Annotated in this window: 7 protein-coding genes; 2 read left to right on the top strand and 5 right to left on the bottom strand. The window is 56.8% G+C overall.

From position 1 onward, the window contains the following. Nucleotides 1-335 precede the first annotated feature (335 nt). Both RE6C_RS24295 and RE6C_RS24290 read right to left on the bottom strand, forming a co-directional pair. Entirely contained in the window at nucleotides 336-1,760 is a 1,425-nt protein-coding gene (locus RE6C_RS24295; RefSeq protein ID WP_008660868.1) for a Gfo/Idh/MocA family protein, read from the bottom strand. Nucleotides 1,761-1,919: 159 nt separating this feature from the next. Continuing rightward, complete coding sequence (locus RE6C_RS24290; protein ID WP_008660866.1) at nucleotides 1,920-3,317, bottom strand: peptidylprolyl isomerase; 1,398 nt, start codon at nucleotides 3,315-3,317, stop codon at nucleotides 1,920-1,922. A gap of 332 nt (nucleotides 3,318-3,649) precedes the next feature. On the opposite strand from RE6C_RS24290, the gene ispF reads away from it, so the two are divergent. Next, nucleotides 3,650-4,147, top strand: coding sequence for a 2-C-methyl-D-erythritol 2,4-cyclodiphosphate synthase (gene ispF / locus RE6C_RS24285; protein ID WP_008660865.1), 498 nt, complete (start codon nucleotides 3,650-3,652; stop codon nucleotides 4,145-4,147). 28 nt (nucleotides 4,148-4,175) lie between these two features. On the opposite strand, the gene fliD is transcribed toward ispF, so the two are convergent. The 3 genes from fliD to RE6C_RS24260 form a co-directional block, all read right to left on the bottom strand. After that, nucleotides 4,176-6,557 (bottom strand): flagellar filament capping protein FliD, encoded by a 2,382-nt coding sequence (gene fliD / locus RE6C_RS24280; RefSeq protein WP_008660863.1) that lies wholly within the window; start codon nucleotides 6,555-6,557, stop codon nucleotides 4,176-4,178. Nucleotides 6,558-7,107: 550 nt separating this feature from the next. Continuing rightward, a complete protein-coding gene (locus tag RE6C_RS24265; protein ID WP_008660861.1) occupies nucleotides 7,108-7,488 on the bottom strand; it encodes a hypothetical protein in 381 nt (126 codons plus the stop codon). A gap of 98 nt (nucleotides 7,489-7,586) precedes the next feature. After that, nucleotides 7,587-8,135, bottom strand: coding sequence for a hypothetical protein (locus tag RE6C_RS24260; protein ID WP_236618487.1), 549 nt, complete (start codon nucleotides 8,133-8,135; stop codon nucleotides 7,587-7,589). Between the two features lie 333 nt (nucleotides 8,136-8,468). On the opposite strand from RE6C_RS24260, the gene RE6C_RS24255 reads away from it, so the two are divergent. After that, nucleotides 8,469-10,946, top strand: coding sequence for a DNA gyrase/topoisomerase IV subunit A (locus RE6C_RS24255; RefSeq protein WP_008660859.1), 2,478 nt, complete (start codon nucleotides 8,469-8,471; stop codon nucleotides 10,944-10,946). Nucleotides 10,947-10,972 lie beyond the last annotated feature (26 nt).

Below are 10,972 nucleotides of genomic sequence, written 5' to 3'. Positions count from 1 at the left end.
TCTAAGATTTTTGATCGCTCACACTTGCCAGATTCATTACGGTCGCTCTCCCCAAACTTCGTTTCAGGAGAGGTGCGTCGTGTGTAAATCTGCCGAAAAGCGGCATCAAATAACCGCACGACCTCCGCCGGGGGAGAGGTGACCGAAGACAGATAACCGCCTCAAGAATCCATGCCAATTCCGGTGTCCATACCAAAGATTGGACAGCCCAGGCTAACGCCCATCGGTTAGTTGTTGTCATTCGGTAGATGACTCGATCAACAGCCCGCTAGCGGCTGGTCGTTGCGACACGGACGGTTCCGGCGTCTAAGCAATCGTTCTCGTGCGGAGTCTGCTTAGATGACCTTGGTTTGGCCGGGGATTGCGACTTCGTAGTTGCCGTTGGGAAGAGGTTGGACCGGCGCGATGTCATTCAAGGATTGCATCGCATCAACATCAGCGAGCATTTGATCGCTTTGCAGAGCTTCGTTCCAGCGAACGATCTTGCCGGAGTAGCTGGCCATTCGTCCCATGATTGCGGTCATGGTGCTGGTCGCGCCATAGTCGCCTTCATTTGGGATCTCGCCTTTTCGAAGTGAGGCGAACAAGTCGTGTTGGGCTTGTTGGCAACCGCGATCTTTCGACGGTTTCTGCGAGCTCTGCCAAATGACTTTGCCGCTGGGATCACGAATGATCGCAGCACTGATGTCGCAACTGCCCTGCGTTCCGTGAACATGTTCACTGACGCTGTTCCAGCAGCCGCGAACGTGGCGGCATTGGCTGAGTAACCGCACGTCCTTGGCATAAGTGAACTCGACCATGTGATGATCGAATGTTTCGCCGAGTTTCTGATCGGATCGGGAATCTCGTCCGCCTTGACCTTGAGCCGACACGGGGTGTTCGCCGAGCAACCAGTTGATCACATCCAAGTTGTGGATGTGTTGTTCAGCGATTTGATCGCCGCCGATCCAATTGAAGTGCTGCCACTGACGAAGTTGGTATTCGAGTTCGGAAACGTTTTTGGGTTTGGAACGCAGGCGAGACCCCGCGCCGTTCCAGTAGGCTCGTGCAAAGACCGGTTCACCGATCGCGCCAGCGTGGAGTCGTTCGATGCATTCGCGATAGCGAGCTTCGTGGTGACGTTGCAAACCGACGGCGACGGCCAAACCTTTTTGCTTGGCGATCTCATTGGCGGCCAGAACACGTCGAACGCCGGGAGCGTCGGTCGCGACGGGTTTTTCCATGAAGACGTGTTTGCCGGCTTCGATGGCTTTCTCGAAGTGAAGCGGTCGAAAGCCTGGAGGCGTTGTCAGGAACACGATGTCAGCGTCGCTTTGCAGCACGTGCTTCCATCCGTCCAGACCAACGAAACGAGCCCCTTCCACCGCGACACGTTTGCCGGTCGATCCGCTCTTTCCGTGTTTACTGTTGATGGCTCGGTAAGCCGACTGAACGTTGCTCTCGAAGACATCCGCCATCGCGACGAGCCGAGTGGCACCGTCGGTGTTCATGGCTTGGATCACCGCGTTGGTGCCACGACTGCCGCAGCCAATCAATCCGATCTTGAGTGTGTCATCGCCGTACGCGTGAGCACCACGAGCAACGCTCAGGTTCGTGCCCAAAACACTGCCGCCGGCCAGCATGATGCCGCCGCTCTGAATGAAAGTACGACGACTCGCTCGTTGCTGCAAAGCGGCAGACCGCTGGGACGCGGGACTCGGTTGATCCGCCGTCTGGTTCGATGGCGGACACTCGTTTCGAGCGGAAGTTCGTTCAGGCATGAAGTGTTCGCGAGGTGGGATGACAGCGACGCGGGATGTCGGCGAGGTGGGAGCGGGCAGTATCGAGAGCCAGCGTTGTGTTGGTCACAGTTTAACCCAGGTGGAAGCTGCGAACCAACGGATGGCGGGCTTCACCCAACAATTCCGGCGACGGATCGCCTATTTGGCCGGCGTTTTTCGCTTGATCAGACCAGCTTCCTCGGCCTTTCGCAGCTCCGCTTCCACGTCGACATACTCTGGTTCGGGCAATTCCGGTCCTTTGCGAACGACTTCGGCGGAAATGATCGCATCGGGTGGTAGCTGAATTTTCTTCTCGTCGGTCTTAGAAGGATCTTTCCGCCGCATGGCACTGACCCGGTCCATTCCCTTGATCACTCGGCCAAAAACCGTTTGTTGACTGGATGCCGATGTGACAGGCAGAAAGAAGATCGCGAATTGAGAGCTGGCCGAGTTTTCGATGAAGCGGCCTTCGCCCATCGGAATTTTTGCCATCACGACCGAACCGCGAAGGGCATGGTGCGAGTTCTCGTTGTCGTGTTCGTCCATCAGGAACTTGCCGCTGTTGCCTCGCCCGTCGCCGGTCGGATCACCTGACAAGGCAAGCATGTTGGGAACGACTTGCGAGAAATCCATGCCGTCGTAGAAGCCTTCTTCGACAAGCTTGATGAAATTGGCGACCGTTGATGGAGCCTCGCCGGGATAGAGCTCGATCAACACGTCGCCTCGTGTGGTTTTGAAGAGGACTTGTGGCAACGCGTCGCGGTCAATCTTTTCCATTCGCTCCGTTTCTTCTTTGTATTGCTTCTCCAGCAAATCGAGGAAGTGTTTGTTGGCCATGTCGACTTTCTCCAGTTCGTCGGGCTGGAGCGATTCGTAGACCTTTCGGGCCGTTTCGAAGTTACCGGTGGAGATGCCGGCACGAGCGGCGGTGAGGAAGAGGTAGCGATAGTTTTGACCGATATCGATCAATCTCGCTGCGGCTTCGAACGTTGTCCGATCGTAGATATCATTGTCGAAATGGTGCTGAACCATCGTGACCATGTAGCTGGCCGCCTCGGGGCTGGGTAGCAAACGAAAAACCTTGACCGAGTTTTCCATTTGCTTCTGCATCAAGTCCCATGTCTTGTGCTGTTGTTCTCGGAAAGCCTTTGTGGCTTCGCGGCTGCGATCGACATCATTGTTGAACCGAATGTGGATCTCGCGAAGCTTCAACATGGAGTCGAGCAGTTCTTCATGAGTGGACCGGAATTCTGCGTAGATTTCTTCCGCGTCTTTCCGGATGTCCTCCGGCATCTCCTCCATCGCTTTCGCGATCATCTCGGGATCATCTTTGATTCGCCCGCCGTCGACTCCGTCGGTCGATGGCGCGGCGTCGTTCGAGGGAGCCGCAGATTCCGGCTCGCTGGCGGCCCCATCCGATCCTGGGGGCTGGGCGAAGGCTTGGCCGATCAAGCCCGTTTGGCAGCTCAGGCTCAATCCGGCGATCAGCATTGTGGTGGTCAGAGCGGTCGCTGGTCTGCGCGAACGTCGAAAAAGTGGGTTCGAGAAAGCGAACATGCGAAAAGCCGAGGATAGAGAACGTTCGAATGAGCTAGAAAGCACACCAAATCGGGCGCTTTCGCGAAAGGCCCGTGGTGGATCAAAAATGAGCGACAAAGGGGGCGATACCGAGCCTTGCTCGGCAGTTACGTAAGAACTCGGGGGATGGTTTGTTCTTGTTCAAGGATTAGGCTTTCAGCGGAGGAGCGAGGCTGCCCGTTGAAGCACGCAAGCAGCGCAATCCGACAACTTGCTTCCGACATTTTCGCTGTTTTGGCGCCAGCCACCGACCCTCGGCCAACCGGGGCGAACGCCCAAACGGCCCATGAGATTTTCAGACGGTTCCATTGATGACCAAATCGCCACCACTCGCTTTTCGAATCGGCCTTGGATACGACTCGCATCGGTTGGGCCCAGTTGGTCCGCTGCGGGTTGGAGGCGTGGATATCCCGGGTGAATTCCATGCGATTGGCCACAGCGACGCTGACGTGTTGTTGCATGCCGTGACCGATGCATTGATGGGCGCGATTGCGGGACCGGATATTGGGCGTTTGTTTCCCGATGATGCCGACGAAAATCGGGGGCGTGACAGTCGCGACTTCGTGCAGGAGGCTCTTCGCCGCGTCCAGGTTGCCGGTTACGAAATCAATAATGTCGATGCCGTGATCCTGGCTCAGAAACCAAAGATGGCTCCGCACATTGATCTGATGCGGGCCGTGGTTGCTGAATTGCTTCAAACCACAATCGAGCAAGTGGGGTTGAAGGCGAAGACGGGAGAGGGTGTCGACGCGGTCGGTCGCAGCGAAGCGATCGCGGCACGCGTGGTCGTGATGCTCAGCCGCCGTTAGCTGAAGCTAATCGCTGCGGCGAACTTGATCACTCAGATCCAACGGGGCCGATGTACTCGATGGCGCCGATCGACGATGTGTTCGCCTGAAGTTTCGCGATCGCTTGTTCCATGTCGTAGTACTGCTTCAGCAAACGTTCCCGTTGTGATTCCAGCAAATCGTTCATCGATTCAACGCGAGAGTCGTTGCGTTCAATGTGGGCGCTGAGCGTTTGCGTTTTGCGAATCAGCATTCCGCCGTCCGCACCGGCGTAGGTGTCAGCAAGCTTCTTCAGTTGGCCAACCATGCCGACGTTTTCATCGTCATCGTTGGTCTTGTTGAAGAATTGCTCGACCGCGTCGATGTCATTTGCGAGAGCCGCTTTGAGTTTTGTTTCGTCGACTTGCAGTTCACCGTTTTCATCCATTCGAACGCCGATTTGGCTGAACGAACGAATCGAATCACCACTACTCAGCGGAACGGTGCCGGTCAGCAATCGTGAATAGCCGTTTTGAATGCGGAGCGTTTCCGTGGACCCAAACAGTAGGCCGACTTCGTTTGCTTCGGCGTCGAAGAAAGTGACCTCTTCGATGTTTTCGATCAGTTTGTTGTATTGATCGGCGAAACGTTTGACGGCGGAAACGATCGTGTCAGGATCGTCATCGACGTTGACGGTGATCGGATCCTCGGACAATTCTTTGACCGTCAGGTTCAATCCGCTGATTTCGTCCTCGAAGACTCCATCGGTCGACGTCATGAAGCGTTCGGTACCGCCGTCGGTCGCGATGGAAATCAGAGCGTCTTGTCCCTTCGAATTTGTTCGGAGGTTCAGGTCAACGCCGTCCAGGTTCACGGAGATGCGTCCGACTTCGCCGCCCTTTTTGCTGCGAATTTGCAACGAATAGGAGCCGTCCGAGTTCGATACGACCGACGCATCGGCGTAGCGATCAGATGCGTTGATCTTTTCGACGATGGATTCGAGCGTGTCGTCTTCGGTGATTTCGATCGTCAGCGATTCGCTACCGATCAAGCTGGTTCCCGCGTCGGCGGTGCCCGCCAATCCCAAGTTGGCCGCGACTTTTCCTTCGCCGGTATCGGTGATCGTCAACGATGAGGCGCCGCCCGCGGTGTCGGTGATCACGATGCCGTCGCCGGATTCGTTCAAAGCGGCTTCGACACCAATGTCCAACGCGTTGACCGCGTCGATCAGTTCACCGACTGTTTCAATCTCAGACACTGCCAAGTTGATACCGCCGATTGCACCGTTGCTGTCGCGGATCGTGAAGCTGCCCGATCCGACACCGTCGCCGGAGTTCAGTTCAGAGAGCTTTGTTTCGAGCGTTACCGATTGCAGGTTCAGGTCTTTGCCAACGACGATATCGTCGGTCGTCGATGCGGCGACGCCAAGGCTGGTTGCGGTGTCGTCTGACGAGCTTATCTCAAATGTGCCGGGACCACCGGACACGTCACGAATTCGCAAACCGTTGCCGGCGTCGTTGATTCGAGCGATGACATCGAGTCCGCTGCCGTTGATCGCGTCGATCACTTCGTTGAGCGATGTTGCACCTGACACATCGACGCTGGCGGATGTGCCGTCACCGGTTTGAATGTCCAGGCTGGTGAGCGTGCCCAGCCCATTGCCGCCACCCAGTTGCGAGAGGCTGGCTCCGTTGAGTGAATCCACGCCATCGGGCAACGGGATGTCGTTGCCGTCAACGCTGTTCGCGGCGACGTCGATTCCGTGCAATCCAAGATCGGCTGCCGTTTCAGCGGTTCCGAGTTGTTCGACTTTTAGGTTGCTGATGGATTGGCCGGTCTGATCGATCAGCTTGATCTTTCCGCCGGACGTTGTGGCTTGGATGCCAACGTCAGCGTCGTTGATCGCTTGCAGAACATCGTCGACTGTTCGAGCTTGGGAAAGATCGACTTCGGCCGATGCGCCGCTGCGGTCGGTCAATCGAATCGATCCGCCTTCGACGCCCAAACCATTGTTCAGTTGCGAAAGGCTGACTTTAGTGTCAACAAAGCCGCTGGGTTTGATCGTGAGCGAACCCGCCAGGCTCAACGCTTCGTCGAAGGAGCTGAAGCTTTGGGCGGAGGAAACACTGTGCGTGGCAGCGGTTCGAAGTGTTCGTACCAGGTGGCTTCCGTTGGTGACTTCATCGCGTGTCGAAACCGATAGAGCGTTTTCGTTCGATGTCGTCGCGTTCTTACTGCTGAATAACGCGGACGAACCGAGCGCATCACCCGCCAGTTGCACACCGATGACCGATGCGGTGAGCGAAGCGATTTGTTGCTGTTGGCCGAGCAGTTCTTCTGTTTTGGCCAAAATTCGGTCGCGCGGTTGCGCATTGATCGCCATCAATTGGTCGACGGTCCCGACGATGTCGGTACCGGTGACTAATCCGATCGATGATTGCAAACGAGCCATGACGCACCAAGGAACACGTGAATTTGTGAGACAGAAAAGTCTTTCGTCTCAATCCAACAATCTTCTCATCGGCAAAGTCGGCCTGTTTGGTCCACTCTTCGACGCTCGGACTGTCAATCAAATGTCCGATGGCATTTTTTCGGTTCGGTGTCGAACGTGATCAATTGCGCAATCGCTGGATTGTGACACTGAAACCTAGGTCGCGATCGACGTGTCGGCAGCCGGAGCACTGAACAACCGTCCTGCAGCGACGGAAAGACAGGCGGTCTGAGAGAGATTTGCCGAATGCGCCGGATGTGGGCGATTCGGACGATGCTGCGTGAGGCGACCGCGTCGCTTCCAGTCAGCGCACGCCGCGATGTTTGAAGGTCGCACTGGGCCGAATGCTTCGCTTCGCGCATAGAAAACGAGACGGTGTCTCCGCCAAATCACCCCCGGACGAGGCGACTCGGCGGGAACACCGTCCCGAAATGTCGTCGTTGCTGATACTGGAAACGGTCAAAGCCGCACTAGTGAATCAGCAGTTGTTCGTGTCACACAAAGTGATTGCTCACCAAGGGCCTCGGACGTAGTACACGCCGAATTGGTCCGTGTGGCTTGGCCAGTTCGGAGTCGGTTGGAAACGCCCCGGAGCAGCCGCACCTGGTGTGCTGGCGCTGCGACCGTACTGGTGATAAATCGGGTGATTCGTGTTTTGGCTGACGCCCCACGAATACGTTTGTCGAAGGTGTGCGGTTGGCGGAACGACCAGTGCCGTCGGTTGCCCGTACGGTGCGTAGTAATAGTTTCCGTGCCATGCACGGGTTTGAGCGAAGTTGTGGTTCCAAACTTGGGTCACCGCGTACGGGTCACCAGCTTGGGCTTCTTCGGTTGAACCGGCCAAGCCGCTGAAAGCAGCCAAGGCGGCGAGACAAAGGACGATGCGTTTCATGGCTCGGGGATCCTCGAGGACGGTGGATTTGGTAGCAACAATTCGCTGCGACGAACGGACAGGGGGAGTCCGTTCTACCAATGAGTCAGGTGGCTGGATCAGCGAGGCAAACGCAACGTGTTCCAGTAGAAATTGCTGGCAGCTTGACGAACCGGTGGGCTGTAATAGATCGCTCGAGTTCGGTTCATTCCACGACCATTGTCATAATAGTTGTGGTAGCGGTCTTTGTGCCAATAAAGCATTTCGTGGGGGTAGAAAGGCTGATACGTCAGGTAGGTCTGCCCGACATTTGGAGGAACCGGCACAGGCGACACGTACATTTGTGCGTTCGCTGCGTTGGCCGGGCCTTGCGTGTAGTAGTTGTAGAACAGGTCGGGCTGTCCATACTCGCGGCCTTGCACGGCGACTTCGCCGGTCGCTCCACCACAATCGCCGCTTGCACAGCCGCCGGTTTCGCTGGTGCCGACGACGGTGTCGCTGACGACTCGCGAGCTGACGATGTGTTCGCCTTGTGCCATCGCGGCGGGAGCCAGCAAGGTGATGCTAGCGGTGCCGATGGCGATCGCTGCTACGGTGCGTGAGCGGCGGGTGATTTGTGTGGCGATTGTTTGGGCCGTCGCTACGGCTGCTTTCCAATTTCGCTTCATCTCGCGTTCCTCCTCGAACGACGACGGACCAGGTGTCTGGCTTTTGGTTTCGACGCGAATCGAGAGGAAAAACAGCCGATACTGTTGCGGCGTGATGATCGCGACAGTTGGGGAAGTTCGCCCAGCAGGCACGTTTCGCCCAGCTCAGACGAGCTTTTCCAAACCAATTCGGCGACCGATGCGAATCAAACGCGGTAATCCGCGGTTTCGCTAACAACCCCGCGGTCGCTATAACCCCCAAACTCGCAGGCTGATCTGCAAGTCCGCTTTTCATCCGCTTCCTGTTCTCAGCTCCTCACAACGAACGTCCCCAACGATTTAGGTTGATTCCGCGTGGCGAAACGTCGCAAAACATCCAGTTCCGCATCCAGTCGCTCCAAACGGGGCAAAGCCGATCCGTTCGATGAATCGCTGTTGGCGGAGATTCAGAACATTCCGCTGCGATTCGCGGCCCAAGATCGCTATTTGAATTACTCGCTGTCGGTCATCACCAGCCGAGCGCTGCCGGATGTCCGCGATGGGCTCAAGCCGGTTCAGCGGCGGATTTTGTACACGATGTCGCAGCAGCGGCTCGACGCGACGGCCAAGCACCGAAAGTGTGCGAAGGTCGTCGGCGACGTGATGGGTAACTACCACCCCCACGGTGACAGCTCGATTTACGAAGCGCTGGTTCGGATGAGCCAATCGTTTTCGCTGCGGATGCCGATGATCGACGGCAGCGGCAACTTCGGCAGCATCGACGGCGACAACGCCGCTGCGATGCGATACACCGAGTGCCGCATGACGCCAATCGCGTCGGAGGTCCTGGCGGATCTGTCCAGCCGAACGGTGGCCTTCAAACCCAACTACGACGGCACGCGCGAAGAACCCGTCGTGCTGCCGTCACGTGTTCCCAGCTTGCTGGTCAACGGAGCGACGGGAATTGCGGTCGGGATGGCGACGAACATCCCGCCGCATAATTTGAAAGAGGTTTGCAACGCACTGCTGAAGTTGCTGGCCAATCCGGAAATCAAGGACTACCAATTGGTCGCCGGCGATGCGATCCAAGGTCCCGATTTCCCGACGGGCGGGCACATCACGAACACCAAAGAAGAACTTCGCGAAATCTATGCGACGGGAACGGGCACGATCAAGCTGCGTGGCGTTGCTGAAGTGGCGGAGAAGTCTCGCACGGGTGACACGCTCCGGATCACCGAGATCCCATTTGGCGTCAACAAAGCCGCAATGGTGGAGCGAATTGCTGAGCTGGTCTACAGCAGTAAGTTGCCTCTCGTGCAAGAAGTTCGCGACTTGTCGACCGAAGACATTCGGGTCGATCTGTTGCTGAAGAAGAACGCGGACGCCGACAAGGTGCTCGCGTATCTCTACAAACACACTCCGCTGCAGACCAATTTCAACGTCAACCTGACCTGTTTGACGCCGACGGAAAATCCAGAAGTCGGTGCACCAAAGCGTCTCGGGTTGAAAGAGATCCTGTGGTACTTCTTGCACTTCCGTTTGGATGTGCTGACCGCGCGATTGACGAACGAATTACGAGCCCTCGAGAAACGGATTCACATTCTCGAAGGCTTGGCGTTGATCTTCGATGCTCTCGACGAGATCATCAAAATCATCCGCAGCAGCGAAGGCAAAGCCGACGCGGCGGAAAAGATCATGAAGCGGTTCCCAGTCAAAGAACTGACGCCAGCCCAAGCACGTCGCAAGAGGCAAGCTTCGAACGGACTCGACGCGGAGCAAACCGATGCGATTCTTGAACTGAAGCTGTATCGCTTGGCACGTTTGGAAATCAACGTCGTGCTGGACGAACTGAAAAAGAAACGCAAACGCGTCGACGAGATCAACAAGTTGCTCGCCGATGACCGCGACGATTACACGTCGTCCGGACGTTGGGCGATCATCAAAGAAGAATTGCAGTCACTGATCTCAGACTACGGCAACACTCCCGCAGGTCGCCGACGCAGCACAATCGTGGTGCCGACGGAAGAGGTGGAGTACACCGAAGAGGACTTCATCGTCGCCGAAGATTGCCACGTGATGGTCACCGTCGACGGCTGGGTCAAACGGCAAAAACAGATCGCCGATCCGTCCAAGAGTCGTCTGCGTCAGGGCGACGCGGTGCTGGCGTGCGTCGCTGGAAATACGCGTTCCACGCTCGCGTTCTTCAGCAGTTTGGGCGTGTGCTACACCGCTCGGATGATCGACATTCCTGCGTCGACGGGATTTGGCGAGCCGATTCAGAAGCTCTTTAAATTCAAAGACGGCGAACGAATCATCGCGGCTCTTTCGATGGACCCGCGAATTCTTGGCGACATCAGCGAAGACCCCAAGGGCCAGTACTATCCTGCGACGCACGCACTTGCCGCATCGACGGATGGGTATGCCTTGCGATTCGGTTTGCAGCCATTTGCCGAACCATCGACGCGTGCCGGCCGCAAGTTCGCTCGCGTGAAACCAGGGGCCAGCATCGTCGATGTTGTTCCGATTGTGGGAACCGAAACCGTCTTGGCGGTCTCTGCGGACGCAAGAGCGATGGTGTGTCCAGCCGATGAGATCAACTATCTGTCCGGCGCCGGCAAAGGTGTGCTGCTGTTGAAGTTGGCGGCGAGCGACAAGTTGCTCGGATTCAAGCCTTCGACGGGTGACCGCGATTTGCTGAACGTGGTGACCAATCGTGGTGCGAAGAAAACGGTTTCGACGGCCAAGTACCGAACGACATCACGCGGCGGACGCGGCATCGAACTGCAAAAGAACGGCAAGATCGCGGAGATCGTTCGTGATCCAATCGAGCCGCCTCCGGTTTTTGAAGACTGACGCAATTTCGCGTGGCCAAACGTTGT

Origin of the sequence: Rhodopirellula europaea 6C (assembly GCF_000338295.1) — a bacterium.
Classification (GTDB): Bacteria; Planctomycetota; Planctomycetia; order Pirellulales; family Pirellulaceae; genus Rhodopirellula; species Rhodopirellula europaea.
This window is presented reverse-complemented; position numbering and strand designations above follow the sequence as displayed.